Annotated in this window: 16 protein-coding genes; 8 read left to right on the forward strand and 8 right to left on the reverse strand. The window is 65.8% G+C overall.

The features are described 5' to 3' along the window. The first annotated feature begins 2 nt into the window (after positions 1-2). Complete coding sequence (locus JQ604_RS09605) at positions 3-530, forward strand: flavin reductase family protein (protein ID WP_212355843.1); 528 nt, start codon at positions 3-5, stop codon at positions 528-530. Between the two features lie 10 nt (positions 531-540). On the opposite strand, the gene JQ604_RS09610 is transcribed toward JQ604_RS09605, so the two are convergent. Then, the gene (locus tag JQ604_RS09610; RefSeq protein ID WP_212355845.1) at positions 541-1,506 is read right to left on the reverse strand and encodes a helix-turn-helix domain-containing protein; all 966 of its coding nucleotides are present in this window, start codon (positions 1,504-1,506) and stop codon (positions 541-543) included. A gap of 261 nt (positions 1,507-1,767) precedes the next feature. On the opposite strand from JQ604_RS09610, the gene JQ604_RS09615 reads away from it, so the two are divergent. Beyond that, complete coding sequence (locus JQ604_RS09615) at positions 1,768-3,021, forward strand: acyl-CoA dehydrogenase family protein (RefSeq protein ID WP_212355847.1); 1,254 nt, start codon at positions 1,768-1,770, stop codon at positions 3,019-3,021. Positions 3,022-3,067: 46 nt separating this feature from the next. Here JQ604_RS09615 and JQ604_RS09620 read toward each other — a convergent pair whose 3' ends face one another. From JQ604_RS09620 to JQ604_RS09630, 3 genes are read right to left on the reverse strand one after another with little or no spacing between them, the layout of a single operon-like run. Continuing rightward, positions 3,068-5,323 carry a xanthine dehydrogenase family protein molybdopterin-binding subunit gene (locus JQ604_RS09620; protein ID WP_212355849.1) on the reverse strand — a complete coding sequence of 752 codons (2,256 nt, stop codon included), beginning with the start codon at positions 5,321-5,323 and terminating at the stop codon, positions 3,068-3,070. Next, entirely contained in the window at positions 5,316-6,371 is a 1,056-nt protein-coding gene (locus tag JQ604_RS09625) for an FAD binding domain-containing protein (RefSeq protein ID WP_212355851.1), read from the reverse strand. Before JQ604_RS09625 ends, JQ604_RS09620 begins: the two co-directional genes overlap by 8 nt. Continuing rightward, positions 6,368-6,865, reverse strand: coding sequence for a (2Fe-2S)-binding protein (locus JQ604_RS09630; protein ID WP_212355853.1), 498 nt, complete (start codon positions 6,863-6,865; stop codon positions 6,368-6,370). The genes JQ604_RS09625 and JQ604_RS09630 overlap by 4 nt, the downstream gene beginning before the upstream one ends. Positions 6,866-7,107: 242 nt before the next feature. Between JQ604_RS09630 and JQ604_RS09635 the strand changes: the two genes are divergently transcribed. After that, positions 7,108-7,737 (forward strand): TetR/AcrR family transcriptional regulator, encoded by a 630-nt coding sequence (locus JQ604_RS09635; RefSeq protein WP_212355861.1) that lies wholly within the window; start codon positions 7,108-7,110, stop codon positions 7,735-7,737. A gap of 9 nt (positions 7,738-7,746) precedes the next feature. On the opposite strand, the gene JQ604_RS09640 is transcribed toward JQ604_RS09635, so the two are convergent. Further along, the gene (locus JQ604_RS09640; protein WP_349631079.1) at positions 7,747-8,226 is read right to left on the reverse strand and encodes a DUF2721 domain-containing protein; all 480 of its coding nucleotides are present in this window, start codon (positions 8,224-8,226) and stop codon (positions 7,747-7,749) included. A 176-nt stretch (positions 8,227-8,402) separates the two neighbouring features. Then, complete coding sequence (locus tag JQ604_RS09645; protein ID WP_212355863.1) at positions 8,403-9,293, reverse strand: LysR family transcriptional regulator; 891 nt, start codon at positions 9,291-9,293, stop codon at positions 8,403-8,405. Positions 9,294-9,420: 127 nt separating this feature from the next. On the opposite strand from JQ604_RS09645, the gene JQ604_RS09650 reads away from it, so the two are divergent. From JQ604_RS09650 to JQ604_RS09665, 4 genes are all read left to right on the forward strand, one after another. Next, positions 9,421-9,831 carry a cupin domain-containing protein gene (locus tag JQ604_RS09650; protein WP_212355865.1) on the forward strand — a complete coding sequence of 137 codons (411 nt, stop codon included), beginning with the start codon at positions 9,421-9,423 and terminating at the stop codon, positions 9,829-9,831. Positions 9,832-10,136: 305 nt separating this feature from the next. Next, the gene (locus JQ604_RS09655) at positions 10,137-10,541 is read left to right on the forward strand and encodes a DUF4864 domain-containing protein (RefSeq protein WP_212355867.1); all 405 of its coding nucleotides are present in this window, start codon (positions 10,137-10,139) and stop codon (positions 10,539-10,541) included. Positions 10,542-10,885: 344 nt separating this feature from the next. After that, positions 10,886-11,044, forward strand: a complete 159-nt coding sequence (locus JQ604_RS09660; RefSeq protein WP_212355870.1) for a hypothetical protein — start codon at positions 10,886-10,888, stop codon at positions 11,042-11,044. 92 nt (positions 11,045-11,136) lie between these two features. Next, positions 11,137-12,717 carry a S8 family serine peptidase gene (locus tag JQ604_RS09665; protein WP_212355872.1) on the forward strand — a complete coding sequence of 527 codons (1,581 nt, stop codon included), beginning with the start codon at positions 11,137-11,139 and terminating at the stop codon, positions 12,715-12,717. A 6-nt stretch (positions 12,718-12,723) separates the two neighbouring features. On the opposite strand, the gene JQ604_RS09670 is transcribed toward JQ604_RS09665, so the two are convergent. Both JQ604_RS09670 and JQ604_RS09675 read right to left on the reverse strand, forming a co-directional pair. Next, positions 12,724-14,262: a hypothetical protein gene (locus JQ604_RS09670; RefSeq protein ID WP_212355873.1), complete on the reverse strand. Its 1,539-nt coding sequence runs from the start codon at positions 14,260-14,262 to the stop codon at positions 12,724-12,726. A 118-nt stretch (positions 14,263-14,380) separates the two neighbouring features. After that, on the reverse strand, positions 14,381-15,616 hold the full coding sequence (locus JQ604_RS09675) for an MFS transporter (protein ID WP_349631084.1): 1,236 nt from the start codon (positions 15,614-15,616) through the stop codon (positions 14,381-14,383). Between the two features lie 262 nt (positions 15,617-15,878). Between JQ604_RS09675 and JQ604_RS09680 the strand changes: the two genes are divergently transcribed. Continuing rightward, positions 15,879-16,157: a hypothetical protein gene (locus JQ604_RS09680; protein ID WP_349631080.1), complete on the forward strand. Its 279-nt coding sequence runs from the start codon at positions 15,879-15,881 to the stop codon at positions 16,155-16,157. Positions 16,158-16,178: the final 21 nt, after the last annotated feature.

Below are 16,178 nucleotides of genomic sequence, written 5' to 3' on the forward strand. Positions count from 1 at the left end.
ACATGGACAAGCTCGAACCGGCCTTGTCGCGGCCCGATCCGAAGACGCGAGCCGACGCCTTCAAATCGGGGATGCGCAGGCTGGCTTCCGGCGTCGCGCTGATCACGAGCGCCGCGGGCGGCCAGCGCGCCGGACTGGTCGCAACCGCGGTCAGCTCTGTGAGCACCAGCCCGCCGACGCTCCTGATCTGCGTCAACCGCAACGCCTCGGCACATGACGTGATCGATCGGTCCGGCGCCTTCGCGGTCAACCTGCTGTCGGCCGGCGACGTTACGCTGGTCGACATGTTCAGCAAGACGGCCCGGCGCGCCGAGCGGTTCACCTCGGGCGACTGGCGCACGCTGGTCACCGGCGCGCCGCTGCTCGGATCGGCGCTGGCGGCGTTCGATTGCCAGGTGGTGCAGCGGCTCGGCTATGAGACGCACACCATCTTCCTGGGCGAGGTGATGCAGGTCAGAACCGCCGCACAGGAGATCGACCCGCTGCTCTACATGGACAGTGCCTACCGACGGCTGGAACGCGCCGCCTGAACGAAGGACTTCAGCTCCTTGGAAGCTGAGCCCCCTCGTGGCGATATTCCCGCGGCGTCTTGCCGAAGCGCTGGCGGAAGGTTCGGCTGAAATGCGACATGTCGTTGAAGCCCCAGCGGAGCGCGATCTCGGTGACGGTGTCGCCATCGGCGTCGGCCTTCAGGAAATCCCCGGCGCAGCGTTCGAGACGCTGCTCCAGCACGAGCCGGCCAAACGACCGGCCTCCCTCCTCCAGCACCTTGTGCAGGTAGCGCACCGAGATGCCGAAATGCGCGGCGACCTTCGCCGGCACCAATTCGGGATCGGCCACGTTGACGCCGATATGCTTGACCAACGACGTGCACAGCGCGTGGCGCGCCGATCCGCGCGCCGTTTGCTGCGCGCTTTGCGTCGCACCGAGCGACATCGCCACCAGCTCGATCATGCTGCTGCTTAGTGTCGTTGCGGTCGACGACAAGCCTTCGACGTTGCAGGCGACCGATTTCAGGAGATCGATGACGACGGTGCCCACGCCGCCATTGTCGGCCACGATCGTGGCCGTCGCCTTGTCGGGATGGCGCAGCAAGGGACGCAGCAGATGCCTGGGAATCCGGAACGAGTGCTGCTGCCAATCATCGCTGCAATAGTCGTTGAGATAGGGCTCGGTCGAATCCACGATCGAGAATTCGCCGGGATTGAGCAGCGCAGCGCGCCCGCCCTGCTGCATGCAGCACTGGCCCTTGAGCTGCAGGTTCAGGAAATAGACCTCGCTGGGCATGCGGCTGATCTCGGAACGCCCGCGATAGACCTTCTGGCGGTGCGACGAAATCGTGGTGACGTTGATCGAGGACAGCGGATGCGCCGTGACGTGGCCGGCAAAGCCGCCGGTCGATGATGGCCGCACCGGATTGAGCGCAATATAGGCCTGGCAGAGAACCTCTCTCCAGTAGCTGAACTGGTCCTGCTCAGGCAGATCGCTGGTGGTCCAGGTCTCCATGGCAAATCCCCAACACTGAGGGTGACGGGCATTCCAAAAAGCACTTTCCATGCCAGATCGCGCTGCATTGCGGCACAAACATTCGGCAGTGCGAGCCGGCCCGATTACATCACTGTGCTTGTTCACTGTCAGCACAAATGCTGGGCGCTCCTGAGCAAGACAGCAAGGTCTCTCCTTCCCTAGCCTCCCGCCGCGAGCCGATCGATGCGGCGCATGCGCCTGCGATCAACCAAGAATTGGTCAACTTCAGGGAGATGGGCAATGGGTATCGACTTCACGCTCAGTCAGGAGCAAATGGCCCTGCGGGCCGGCGCACGCGAGTTCGCGAACACCGTGCTGAAGGACGTTCGCAAGACGATACGGGAATACGACAAGCCCGACGCGCGCTTCTACGCCACGCGGCCGTTTCACAGGAAAGCGGTCGAGGCCGGCTTCGTCAAAGGCCTGTTCCCGAAGGAGTTCGGCGGCACCGACGTTCCGACGCTCGATTTCGCCATTGCCGCGGAAGAACTCGCCGCCGTCGACGTCAACGTTCCCAGCACGCTGCTCGGCACCGGCCTCTGCGTCAAGCCGATCATCTTCTTTGGCAACGACGCGCAGAAGAAGCGCTTCCTGCCCGATTTCATCGAGGACGGCACGCGGCTCGGCGCGCTGGCCTTCACCGAGGTGACGGGTGGCGCGAATTTCGACGCCGCCGATCCCCGGTTCGGCGTCAAGACCTTCGCCATTCGCGAGGGCGATGAATGGGTGATCAACGGCGAGAAGCACTACACCACCAACGGCACCGGCTGGGACGGCAAGAACTGCCATCTCTATGCGGTGGTCTGCCGAACCGATCCGAACAAGGGCGCGCAGGACTCGCTCGCCGTGATCATGGTGCCGGGCCATCTGCCGGGCATCAAGGTGACGGGGATCCTGGACACGGCCGGGCATCGCGCGACGATCTCGCCGCGGATGAAGTTCGAGAACGTCCGCGTCCCCGCCGGCAACATCATCGGCAAGCCCGGGGACGGCATCAACATCGTCTCGACCAACTTCGCCTGGACCGCAGCGCTGATCGGCGCCGCCTGCGTCGGCGTCATGCGCACCGCCTTCGACCATGCGCTGGCGTTTGCGAAAAAGGACGCGCGCTCCGGGCCGCATCCGATCATCGACTATCCGACCGTCGGCTACATGCTGGCCGACATGAAGATGAAGATCGAGGCCTGCCGCTATTTGACCTGGAAGTCCTGCCAGCAATACGACCTGTCCGGCGGCAAGGAGCAGGAACTCGCCGTGATGACCAAGGTGTTCTGCTCGGAAACCTGTGTCGATGTGGTCTACGATGCCATGCGCCTGGTCGGTGTCGACAGCTACACCGACATGCACCCGCTGGCGGAGCTGATGAATGACGCGATGTGCTTCCCGCTCTACGACGGCGGCAACATGGGCGCACGCCGCCGTCAACTGCACAGCATCATCAAGGGCCCGACCTATGATTCCCAGGTCGCGCCCTATGCCACGTACGGCACGTGATCGAATTCGCGCGGCGTGATCACGTGTCGCGCCGCGCGCATTGAGCTCACGTCAACAGCTCGTCAATCCTGATCGGAAATCGCCGCACCCGCACACCGGTCGCGTGCCACACCGCGTTGGCCACCGCGCCGGCGCTGCCGGTGATGCCGATCTCGCCGACGCCCTTGATGCCGAGCGCGTTGACATGGGGGTCGTGCTCGTCGACCGTCAGCACGTCGAGCGCGGGCACGTCGGCATTCACGGGGATATGGTACTCGGCGAGGTTGGCGTTCATGATCCGCCCGCTGCGGCGGTCGGTGATGGCTTCCTCGTGCAGCGCGAACGACAGGCCCCAGATCATGCCGCCGTAGAGCTGGCTTTGCACCATCCTCGGATTGATGATCCGGCCCGCCGCGAAGGCCCCGACCATGCGGGTGACGCGGACCTGGCCGAGATCGGGATCGACCTTGACCTCGGCAAAGACCGCGCCATGCGCATGCATCGCATACTCCGCCTGCGCCGCGGGATCGGCGGCACCGGTGGCGCGGGCGTCGATCTCGGCAAGACCTGCGCGCGTCAGGATATCCGCATAGGATTCGCTGCGGCTCTCATCGTCGCGACGGTGCAGGCGTCCGTCGCGCGCGACCACGCCGGTATTGCCGGCGCCGAACAGCGGCGAGCGCTCGTCCTTGGTGGCGAGGTCGGCGAGCTTGGCGATCACCGCGGCGCCGGCATTGTGGATCGCATTGCCCGCGGTCGCGGTATGCGCCGAGCCGCCGGCGATGCCACCGTCGGGCAGATCCGAGGTGCCGGACCTGAACTCGACCTTGTCGAGATCGAGGCCGAGACCATCGGCCGCGATCTGGGCGAGCGCGGTCCATGCGCCCTGCCCCATGTCATGCGCGCCGATCTCCATCACGCCGGAGCCGTCGCGGCGGATCGCGGCCCGCGCTTCGGCCATGAACATCAACGCGGGAAACGTCGCCGTGCCCATGCCCCAGCCGACCAGCAGGCCGGACTCGTCGCGCATGGTCCGCGGCGCCAGCCGCCGCTTGTCCCAGCCGAAACGCGCCGCGCCCTGCGCGTAGCATTCACGCAGCGCCTTCGATGAGAACGGCTTTCCGGTGATCGGCTCGACCTCGGCGTAGTTCTGCAGCCGGAAATCGAGCGGATCGATCCCGCACGCAAACGCCATCTCGTCGATCATGCTTTCCAGTGCGATCGATCCGGTCGCTTCACCGGGGGCGCGCATGAACAGCGGCGTGCCGGTATCGACGCGGACCGCATCATGCGTGGTGCGGATCGCGCGGCTGGCATAGAGCGTGTGGGAGGCGCCGGCCGCCGGCTCGTAGAAATCATCGTAGCTGCTCGACACCGTCCGCGCGTGGTGATCGATCGCGACAAGACGTCCGTCGCCGTCGACGCCCATGCGCAGGCGCTGCCGCGTCGGCGCGCGGTGGCCGACCGGGCCGTACATCTGCTCGCGACGCAACACCAGCTTGACCGGCTTGCCGACCAGCCTGGCCGCCATCACGCCGAGAATCTGCGGCCCGGTCAGAAACCCCTTGGAGCCGAAACCGCCGCCGAGGAACGGGCTGCGGATCTGGATGTTCTCCGCGGGAATGCCGAACAGCTCGGCGACGCGGGCGCGCGCCATCACCATGGCCTGGCTCGGCGTGTCGATCGACAGCCGGTCGCCATCCCAGGAGGCGACGACGGCATGCGGCTCCATTGCATTGTGATACTGCGGCGGCGTCTCGTAGACGGCCTCAACCGTTTTCGCCGCCGCGGCAAGGCCGGCCTCGACATCGCCATGCACATGCGCGGTCGGATTGCCGACGCCGACGACGGGCGGCTCGAAGCTCTCGCCGGCGTCGAGACCAACGCGCGCCGGCAGCGCCGCATAGCGCGGCGACAGCAGCGCCGCGCCTTCGGTGGCCGCCTCCAGCGTCTCGGCGATCACGACCGCAATCGACTGGCCGGCGTAGCGGATCTCGTCGCTCTGCAGCACCTCCATCCGGAACACGAATGGATTGGTCTTGATGTCGGGGTCGATCGCAAGTTTGGGCTTGTGCGAGGACGTCATGACGTCGATCACGCCGGGATGCGCCTTCGCCGCGGCGATATCGAGCGACGTCACGCGGCCGCGCGCAATGCTGGCATTTGCGATCACCGCAAACAGCATGCCCTTCGGATGATGGTCGGCGGCGTATTCCGCCTGCCCCTTCACCTTGAGGATGCCGTCGCGGCGGGTGAGCGGCTGGCCGATGTTCGAGCCATGCCGCATGTGAACGGGGTTCTGGGTCGGATTGAGCTCAGGCATGCAAGGCTCCGGAATTGGCGGCGAAGGGCGAGCCCGGCAGCGCTGATATGCGCGCAGGCGTTCCAGCCGTGGCAAGGGTCAGCGCGCGCACGATGACGCGGCGCGCCAGTTCGATCTTGAAGGCGTTGTCGCCGGACGGTTTTGCAACGGCGAGCGCGGCCTGCGCTGCTTCGCGGAAATTTTGTGCATCGGGCGTAGCGCCCTTCAGCACCTGCTCCGCGACACGCGATCGCCACGGCTTTGCAGCGATGCCGCCGAGCGCCACACGCGCGTCCTTGATCTTGCCGTTCTCAATCTGCAGCGCAGCCGCGGCCGAGACCACGGCAAACGCATAGGATGTGCGCTCACGCACCTTGAGATAGCGCGCATGCGCGGCGAAGTCGCGCGCGGCGGCCGGCAGTCGCACCGCAGTGATGAGATCGCCGGGCTCGAGCACGGTCTCGCGCTCCGGCGTCTCGCCGGGCAGACGATGCAACTCCTCAAGCGGCAGTTCGCGCCGGCCGTTCCTGCCTTCGATCTCCACGACGGCATCGAGCGCGACCAGCGGCACGCAGAAGTCGGACGGATGGGTGGCGATGCATTGCTCGCTCCAGCCGAGCACCGCATGCAAACGGTTCTCGCCCTCGCGCGCATCGCAGCCGCTGCCGGCCGCACGCTTGTTGCAGCGGCTCGCGGTGTCATAGAAATACGCACAGCGCGTCCGCTGCAGCAGATTGCCGCCGACGGTCGCCGCATTGCGCAGCTGGGCGGAAGCGCCCGACAGCAGCGCTTCCGCGACCGCCGGATAGGCCTTTGCGAAATCCGTGTCGTGGGCGAGGCCGGCATTGCTGACCAGCGCGCCGATCCGCACGCCGCCGTCGGGCAGATGCTCGATGCGATCGAGACCCGGCAGATGCGTGACGTCGACCAGCCGATCCGGCCGGCTGACGCCGCCCTTCATCAGGTCGATGAGATTGGTGCCGGCCGCAAGATAGGCCGCGCCGGGCTGCGCGGCGGCGGCAACGGCGTCGGCGAGCGTTGCGGGCTTCACATAATCGAACGGTTTCATGCGGAGCGCCTCTGCTTGGAATCGGTCTGGTTGGCCTGCGCCTCCAGCACGGCATCGACGATGCCGGCATAGGCGCCGCAGCGGCAGAGATTGCCGCTCATGCCTTCGCGGATTCGTTCAGGGTCGTCGCCGGCCTGCCCTTCGCACAACAGCCCGATCGTGCTCATGATCTGGCCCGGCGTGCAGAAGCCGCACTGGAAACCATCATGCGGGATAAAGGCGGCCTGCACCGGATGCAGCTGGTCGCCGCGCGCGATGCCTTCGATGGTGACGACCTCGGCGCCGTCATGGCTGATGGCGAGCGCGAGACAGGAGTTGATACGCTTGCCGTCGACCAGGATGGTGCAGGCGCCGCACTGGCCGCGGTCGCATCCCTTCTTGGTTCCAGTAAGATCGAGGCGCTCACGCAAGAGATCGAGCAGGGTCACGCGGGGATCGTTGAGCTCGATCTCGCGTTTGGTGCCGTTCACGGTGAGGCTGATGGAGTGGGTCATACAAGGCTCCGATCAGATGAGGACATGGGTGATCGTTTGCCGCGCCACCCCCGTGGCCGGCCTCGATCCGTCGCGGTGTGAGGACGAGAGGGTGCGACGTGGATCGGGATATACGGAGGCACCCTCCGCTTAACAAGGGGGCGGCCGAAAAGATTCAGAATCCGTCAAAACGCCGTGTGCAAACAACGCGATGCAGCCATGTTCGGGTTCAATCTAACCAGATCGTGATCTACATTGGGCCCATGGACGACCAGACCGACAGCATCCGCAAGCCCCGCGCCGACGCCGTGCGCAATCGCGAGCGCGTGCTCGAAGCGGCCAAGGCCGTGTTCAGCGCCGGCGGACCGGATGCGAGCCTCGAGGCTGTCGCCAAACGCGCCGGCGTCGGCATCGGCACGCTGTATCGACACTTCCCGACCCGCGAGGCGCTGTTCGAGGCGGTCTATCGCCGCGAGGTCGAGCAGCTCGGCGAGCTTGCCGAGCAGCTCAAGACCGCCAAGGACCCGGTCGAGGCGCTGCGGCGCTGGCTGCACTCCAATGTCGCGTTCGTCGCCACCAAGAAAGGCATGCATGCCGCGCTGGCGCTCGCCATGCAGAACCAGTCCGAACTCTACGCCTACTCATTCGATCGCCTGACCAAAGCCGTCGGCCTGCTGCTCGACCGCGCGGTCAAGGCCGGCGCGCTGCGCGCCGACATCAGCGCGGACGACATGCTGCGCGCCCTGATCGGCATGTGCTACATGCACGACCAGCCGGGCTGGCAGGCCACCGCGTTGCGACTGCTCGACGTGTTCGTGGATGGTTTGCGGATTCAGCCGGCGAAAGCGGCCAAGCCGTCGAAGGCGGTCAAGAACCGCGCGGCAAAACGATAGCGGGGCCCGCTAGCGACGCGGTTCGTACTCGTGGACGGAAATCCGCGTTTCACGCACCAGGTTCGCGAGCGCGGCGGTGAAAAAACCGAGCGCGACGACAAAGAGCAGCGCGACGCCGTATTCGTGCCGCAGCCGATAATAGGCGCTGATGAAGGCCACGATCACGAGCAGGCAGGTCAATATCGCGCTGGTACCGGCGAACATGATCGCCTGGTTCAGCAATACGGCGCGGCGCTTCAGCCGGGGAATATCATTGCCGAGCTTTGCCTTGCCGCCCTCGCCATCCGGAATGGCATCGAGCGCCTGGATCCGGTCGATGACCCGGTTCATGCGGGAGATCAGCAGAGAAACGAAGCCGGCAACCGCGCCAAGAAGGAACGACGGCGCGGTGACCTGAACAATCACCTGCGACAATTGTTCGACGGACGGCGTATCGGGAAACGGCACCACGCTCTCCATTGACCAGCGGGGATCGATGGCCTCGATCACACCGGGCTGACTGTCACCTTCCGTACCGGCGGTGTCCTTGGCGGCGATCGATCGACACGCTGAACCCTCCAGCCCCCAATCTCGTTCGAGTGTGAGGGGACGGGTTCCATCGACCTTGATCTACGTCAAGGGACGGACTTGCAGCCCAAATGGCCGACTTCGGGACTGCGCCACACCTAGCCCGTCAGGATCGGCCTCAGCTCATCGCGCTGCCCGGCGATGAACTCGAAGAACGCGGCGATCCGCGGCACCCGGCGGAGATCGGGATGGGTGAGGATGCGCCAGCTGCGCGTCAGCTCCGGGATCGGGCCGAGCACGCGGATCAGCTCCGGCTCGGCGTCGCCGAGCGCGATCGGCAGCGGGCCGATGCCGACGCCGGATTTCACCGCGGAGACGATGCCGAGCACGCTGTTGATGCGCGCCGCCATGGTCGCGTCGGGCGCCACCTCCTTCAGCCAGGTCACGGCGCGATGACTGGCGAAGGCACCATCGAGGCCGACCAGCAGATGTTTCGACAGATCCTCGACGCGCTCCGGCCTGCCGTGGCGCGCGACATAATCGGGGCTGGCATAGACTGCCCAGATCGACTCCGCGATCTTGCGCCCGACCAGCTCGTCATCGGTGTCGCCGGAGCGGAAGGCGACATCGACCTCGCCGCTCGCCAGATCGAGATAGCGGTCGCTCATCACGAACTCGACGCGCAGCCCGGGGTAAGCCGCGTGAAAGCGCTCGATGATGCCGGATTGCGTCAGCCGCGCGACGATCGGCTCGGGACAGGTGACGCGGATCACGCCCTTCATGTCCTGCGCGACATCGGCGGCGCGGCGCGAGAAGTCGGCGACCGCAGCTTCGATGCGTTCGGCGTAGGGCAGCATGGTCTGGCCGAACTCGGTCAGCCGATAGCCGGAGGCCTGTCGTGTCACCAGGGTGCGATTGAGCCGGCGCTGCAATTCGTCCAGTCGCCGCTGCACGGTCGACTGGCTCAGCCCCAACGCTTTTCCTGCCGCGATTGTGCTGCCGTGATGCGCAACCGCGAGGAAGTATTTCAGATCTTCCCAGTTGAACATGGGCGGGACTATGCACGTCTGCGGCCGCCCCTCGCAATGTTGCGGCTCCCCGGCTTGGGCTGCGGCACCTAGGATATTTTGACGCGGGGCAAGTCGCCATGCGTCGGAAAGATCAGGGGAACCCGCCATGGTCCGCAGAGCCATCCTCGCCGCAGCGCTTGTGGCCACGCTCATGACGCCTGCGATGGCGCAGCAGAGCGGTATCGCCAGGCCGACCCTCGTGCTGGAGCAGGTGGTCGAGGGATTGCCGCGCGACGAGAAGCAGACCGTGCGGGTGATGACCGCATCGTTCAAGCCGGGCGACAAGACCGTCTATCACACCCACCGCTTCCCGGTGACGGTGTATGTGCTCGAAGGTGCGTTCACGCTCGAGCTCGACGGGCGCGCGCCAATCGTGGTGAAGGCCGGCGAGTCGCTGGTCGAGCCGCCTGGCATCGCGATGACCGGCTACAACCGTAGCAGCAGCGAGATCACCCAGGTCGTGATCTTCTATGTCAGCGCCAACGACACGCCATTCCTGGACATGGCGCATCACTGAATCTTACCCCTCCCCGCTGTAGAGCGGGGCGAGGTGAAGAATCAGAGATTGCGGGTCTGCTTGTCGCCCCAGGCGAGCACGGCGGCGATGGTGCCGAACATCATGGTGACGGCGATAATGACGAGGACGGTGTCGAGGGTCACGGCTGACCTCCATGGTTGATGGAGAAAGCCTAGCGGGCCCGCCGCGGCGCGCGTTGCGCTGGATCAAATTTGCGCCATGGCTGGACAAATCGTCATTGCCCGCAGCCGAAACCAGCCTAGGATGATGAACGTAAGAGAAAGGTATCCGCCACGGAGCCCCTCATGCGTAGCATCCTCCTGATCGCAACTTTCCTTTTCGCGCTCATTGTCCCGGCCGCAGCTGACGACGTCGCCGCCGCGCAGGACGTGGTCCGCGCCCAGGAGCAGGCCTTCAGCAAGGATGACGCCGCGGCCGCCTATTCCTACGCCGCGCCTGCAATCCAGCAGTTGTTTCCGCAGGCCGACATTTTCATGTCGATGGTGCAGAACAGCTACGCCCCGGTCTATCGGCACCGCAGTTTCGAGTTCGGCGAGGTCCGCAGCGAGGGCAGCTGGATCGCGCAGCGCGTTCACATCGTCGATGCCAATGGCGAGGCCTGGGAGGCGCTTTACACGCTGGAACGCCAGGCCGACGGCAGCCTGAAGATCACCGGCTGCTCGCTGCTGAAAGCCGGCCAGGCCGTGTGAACCAGTTCACGCAGCGGTTGCAATTCCTCACGTATAGTATCGGAGAATTGACGTGAGGGCGTTACGATGGAATTGCCGCTCCGTGAAAGCTGTGCTGAGCTGTCCTGCGCCGGCGTGCCGCCCGCGCGCGACGGTCGCCGTACTCCACAAAAGGCCAAGTTCTGCCTGAGGGGGTTCCAACGTCAGATCCAGCGATCAAGCTTCAAATTCTTCTCCGCCGCGAATGGCGGACGCCGCAAGGCGTTGCGAAGGTTCAGGACATCCTGCGCGAGCTTGGGCTGACGCCGACCGCCGCCGGCGCGGCGACGGTTTCCGCCGAGGTCGCAAAGGACAAGTTCGAGGAGATGTTCGGCGTCACCGCGACCGAGACCCCGCCGCGTCCGCCGGGCAAGACGGATTTTGGCCAATCGGGAGGACATGTCTCGCCCGACCTGAAAGTCCCCGCCGCGCTCGCCGACCATGTCGACAGCATCACGGCCGCGCCCGGGCATAGCTACTACTGAAACATCGTTCCTCGCTTCGTCGTTTCGTGAGCTGGCTGTTCAGGCTTCGCGCACGTGAGAATCTTTTTGTCCCGTGGAGAAGGAATTGAGCCATGTATGCCTATAAGCGTGCCGCCGGGTCCTCGCGCGACTCGAAGTTTGCCTCGCCATCCGACGAATTGCGCATCGCCGTCACCTTCAAGGGACGCGGTGGCCGTGAAGGCCCGACCAAGTTCGCTCCGCCCGTGTCGCTCGCCAGCGTCGCCGAATTCCAGCCGGAGCCGATGATGATGGATCAGGCGATGCATCATCTGAGCCAGCTCGGCTTCCAACCGACACGGCGCGGCAAGCTCACCGCCTCGGTCCGCGGCACCCGCGCACTGTTCGAGCGCACCTTCGGCACGACGCTGTCGCCGGTGCAGCTCGATTCGAAGATCGACTACGCCTTCCATTCGCTCTACTACCCGGCGCAGGGCGCGCCGTGGACGATGCCGCCGGAGCTCGGCCGGCTGATCGACGACGCCTATATCCAGTGGCCGCAGATCTATATGGGCCGCCGCGCCAAAGCGCGCGACACCGGTCCCGCGAAGAAGGCTGCGCCGACGCGAAGCACCGCGCGGCGGGCGACCATGCTTGCCGGCGCAGCCGCGCGGCTGCCGTCGCTGAAGCCGCCGGAGCTCGACTATTTCCATCTCAACGTGCCCGACGGCGTCACCGGTCTCCTCAACGTCGACAGGGTCCACAAGGCCGGCATCACCGGCGAGGGCGTCCGCGTCTGCATGGTCGACACCGGCTTCGCGCACAGCCATCCCTATTTCGTCAGCAAGCGCTACAAGACCTCGGTCGACCTTGCCCCGCACGCCACCAACGACGCCACCGATCTCAACGGTCACGGCACCGGTGAATCGGCCAATCTGCTCGCGGTCGCGCCCGGCGTGACCTTCATCGGCATCAAGGTCAGCAATGACGCCGATCCGCGCAACGGCGCCAGCATGCTGGAGGGCTTTCAGCAGGCACTCACGCACGATCCGCATGTGATCTCGATCAGCATGGGGTTCGACCTGCGCAACGCCGACGGCACGCAGCTGAGCGAGCTGCCGAACAACATGGCCTCGCTGGAGGCCGAGATCCAGGCCGCGATCGCGCGCGGCATCATCGTGGTGTTCTCGGCCGGCAACGGCCACTTCTCGTTCCCCGGCATGATGCCGAACGTGATCTCCGCCGGCGGCGTGTTCGTCGACAAGACCGGTGCGATGCAGGCCTCCGACTATGCCAGCGCGTTCCCGAGCAAGATCTTTGCCGGACGTTTCGTGCCCGATTTCTGCGGCCTGGTCGGCATGTTGCCGGACGCGCATTACATCGAGCTGCCGGTGCCGCCCGGCTGCGAGATCGATCGCGACGAGGCGGCGTCGGGCGACGGCACCACCGGCGACGACGGTTGGGGCGTGTTCAGCGGCACCTCGGCCGCGGCGCCGCAACTCGCCGGCGTCTGCGCACTGCTGGTGCAGAAGAATCCCGGGCTGTCGCCGTCGGATGCGAAGGCGATCCTGCGCCGCACCGCGCGCAGCGTCCCGGTCGGCTCGGCCAATCCGGCGAGCAGCGACGACAATGTCGGCAGGCCGGCCTCGACCACCGACACCGGCGCAACCGGCGCCGGCCTGATCGACGCGCTCGCGGCGGTCCAGCAGCTTTAGCGCCTCTTACCTGGCGAGCGACACGCGGAAGATGAAGTAATCTTCGGTCGGCTCGACTGCGCCGGTGAAGGATTGCAGCAGCGTGACTCCCAGCGCCGGAGCAGCTTGAAGCTCCTCCGGCGTGACGCTGTGATTGACGATCAGGATCGCGTCACCGCTGCGGCCCGCCAAGGCGCGCTCGGTCCGGCGCAGGATCTCCGGCGTTTCGATCGACAGCGTCCGGCGCGTGTTCCAGACGATGAAGGTGCCTGCGCATTCGCACTCCAGGTAGTAGAGCGGCCGGTCGAGATAGCCTGAGATCGTCGACATCGCGGTGTCGCGCGAGCCGAGGATGAAGGCGTCCGCGAGGTTGTTGCGCTTCAGCCATTGCGCCGCGTTGTAGCCATTGGAGAACGGCCGCGCCTCGGCCGCCAGCGTCAGCAGGCCCGCGCCGGCGGACACGACCAGCAGCGCGCGCCAAAGCCATTCGCGCCATCCGGCGATCCGCTCGCCTGCACAGGCCAGCCAGACCGTGCCGACGAAGACGACGAAGACGATGCCGTGGTGGCGTGCCAGTCCCGGAAAATCCCACAGCGAGGCGAACGCCACGATGCCGAAATAGGTCAACGTGAACTCGGCGACCAGCTTCCAGTCCCGCACGATCAGCCAGCATAATATGAGCGGCGACAGCAATGCACCGATGATCACCGATTGGTTCCAGCCACCTACCATCGCCAGCAGCCCGTGCAATGAGTTCGGATTCCAGAATCGCGGCGGCGGCGTGCCGGCCGGACCGAACACGAACCTCACGCCGTCCACCAGCCACTGCAAATCGAGCGGAAACAGCGCGCCCATCGGGATCAAGGCAAGATTGTTGAAATGTGTGGGATCGAACCGCAGATGCGCCCCGTAGGGCGTGGTGTCCGGCGCCGGCACGATCGACAGCAGCGCCGCACCAAGCGCCGCCAGATAGATCGCGCCGCCCGCAAGCCGTGTACGCAGCGAGGCCTCGCCGAACACGACGAGCCGCGCCGCCATCACCATCGACCAGATCGTCCCTAGCACCATCGTGTTCGCGAGCACGCCGAGCAGGACGAATTGCATCAGCACCGCCCGCGGCCGCAGCGAGCGGACCGCGATCACGGCAAAGCCGGCGAGCGCGACCAGCACATAGTTGCGGCTGAGCACGAAATACTCGAAGAACAGGACGTAGCTGAGCAGCAGCAGGATCTTGTCGACGGCCGGGAACGGCGAGAACCGCCAGACCAGCAGCCACACCGCGGCCGCCAGCACGATATGGACCACCTGCATCGACACGGGATCGTGGACGACCTGCGCCGCGAGCCAGACCAGGAGATGCCAGAGATCGGGATGGGTTTCGTAATCGAGGTTGCGAAACAGCTCCGACAGCGTCGGGCTGTAGGCCCCGAGCAGATACACCTGCATCTCGTCGCGCCATAGCGCGTGCCGCAGGGTTCGCGCGATGTCGTAGGCCAGAAGTGCTGCGAACAGGAGATGCGGAGCGATCGCCCAGGCGCCGCGATCCCTGCCAACTTGCTCCGCCAAACCAGCCCCCGAACCGATCGCCCGTACCAATTGTCGCGCGTTTTCGGGTCGTGCGATAGAGCGTTCTCGAGCGAAGTGGACCCCGGTTGGCGTCAAGAAAACGCGGTCAAACAGGACTCTAGGCCATTGCGAGCCGCTGCCGCGCGCGCAGCATCAGCAGCACGACGATCGCGACGTTCAGCCCATTCCAGGCGAGCCCGTTGGCAAAGGCCGCGGCATAGGAGCCGGTGGCATCGAAGATCACGCCCGAGATCCAGCCGCCGAAGGACATGCCGAACACCGAGGCGAAGATCACGATGCCGATGCGGGTTGCGGCTTCCGCGGCCGGCATCGCCTCGCGCACGATGATGGCGTAGCTCGGCACGATGCCGCCCTGGAACAGGCCGAACATCGCGGAAATGATGTAGAGCGAGGTCAGGCTGTCGAAGAACAGATAGAACAGCAGCGCCGTGCCCTGCGCGACCGCGCCGAGCAAAAGCGTGCGCAAGCCGCCGATCTTGTCGGCGAGGAAGCCCGAGCCGATCCGGCTGATGATGCCGAAGCCGAGCATCAGCGACAGCATCTCGGCGCCGCGCGCCACCCCGTAGCCGAGATCGCCGCAATAGGCGACGATGTGGACCTGCGGCATCGACATCGCGACGCAGCAGGAGATCGAGGCGAGCGCGAGGATCGCCGTCAGCGCATTGGTCGAGAGCCGCAGATTGACGCGCGGCGCCGCTGCGTTGACATGGCTGCGCCGGCTTGCCGCGCCCATCAGCATCCGCAACACGACGAGCGAGACCGCCATCGCAACCGCAGTGAAGATGCCGATCGCGATATGGGTGGTGCGCCAGCCGACGCTCTGAATGCCCCAGTTGACGATCGGCGGCCACACCGTGCCGCCGATGTAATTGCCGCTGGCGGCGATCGCGACCGCGAGCCCGCGGTAGCGCTCGAACCAATGCGAGGCCTCCGCCATCAGGGGACCGAAGGTCGCAGCCGACGACAGGCCGATCGCGAAGTGGAACAGGATGAAGGCCCAGACCACCGGCGCATAACCTGCGCCGATATAGCCGAGGCCGAGGATGCCGATGCCGGCCCCGATCGCGGTGACGATGCCGTAGCGGTCGCTGATCTTGCCGGTGATGACCTGCCCGAGGCCGAAACCGAGCATCACCAGGGTAAAGGCGAGCGACACGGTTCCGCGCGTCGCGCCGAAATCGGTCTGCACCACCGGCAGCGCCACCACGACCGACCACATGCCGACGCTGCCGAGCGAGCCGATGACCACGGCGACGGCAAGCCGCAGCCATGCCCGGCGCGAGTCGGGAACGAACGAAGCGGATTCTGGGGAGAATTGAGAAGAAATTTCCACGGCGGCGGCAATCTCGGCGGCAATTGCCTCCGGGTCAAGCCACAATGCCGCGATATTGGGCATGCAGATGTGACGGAGCATCTTGGCGAAACCGCAACGCAAGGTTAGTTTGCCCGACATGTTCGTGCGCCTGACGAGACGGAATCGGACCAAAGCGGGGTGGCTGGTCGCCCTGCTCTATCTGTTTTGCGTGCTCGCGCCGGGCGTTGCGTTGGCGCTCGGTAATTCCGCACCTTGCTTGCCAGATGTCGGAACGACATCGGTGCATTCGGAGCATTCCGCGACGGCGCATGACCACGCGGCGATGCACGACCACGCCGCTCATCACGCCGATGCAGCTCCGCACGAGCACAAGCAGCACCAGCACGACGGCAAGACCGCGCCCGGTCCGTGCTGCGCGATGCTCTGCCTGTCGGCACTCGCTGCGGATCTGCCAGCGATCGACAAGCCCACGCAGCCGAACGCGATCCGCGTCGCCGAGACCGCGCCCCGCCTGCACGGCACGACGCCGCCTCTGCTCGATCGTCCCCCCAACGCCTGAGCTGACGTTCACGACGTAGGC

Source organism: Bradyrhizobium jicamae (assembly GCF_018130695.1).
GTDB lineage: Bacteria > Pseudomonadota > Alphaproteobacteria > Rhizobiales > Xanthobacteraceae > Bradyrhizobium > Bradyrhizobium jicamae_B.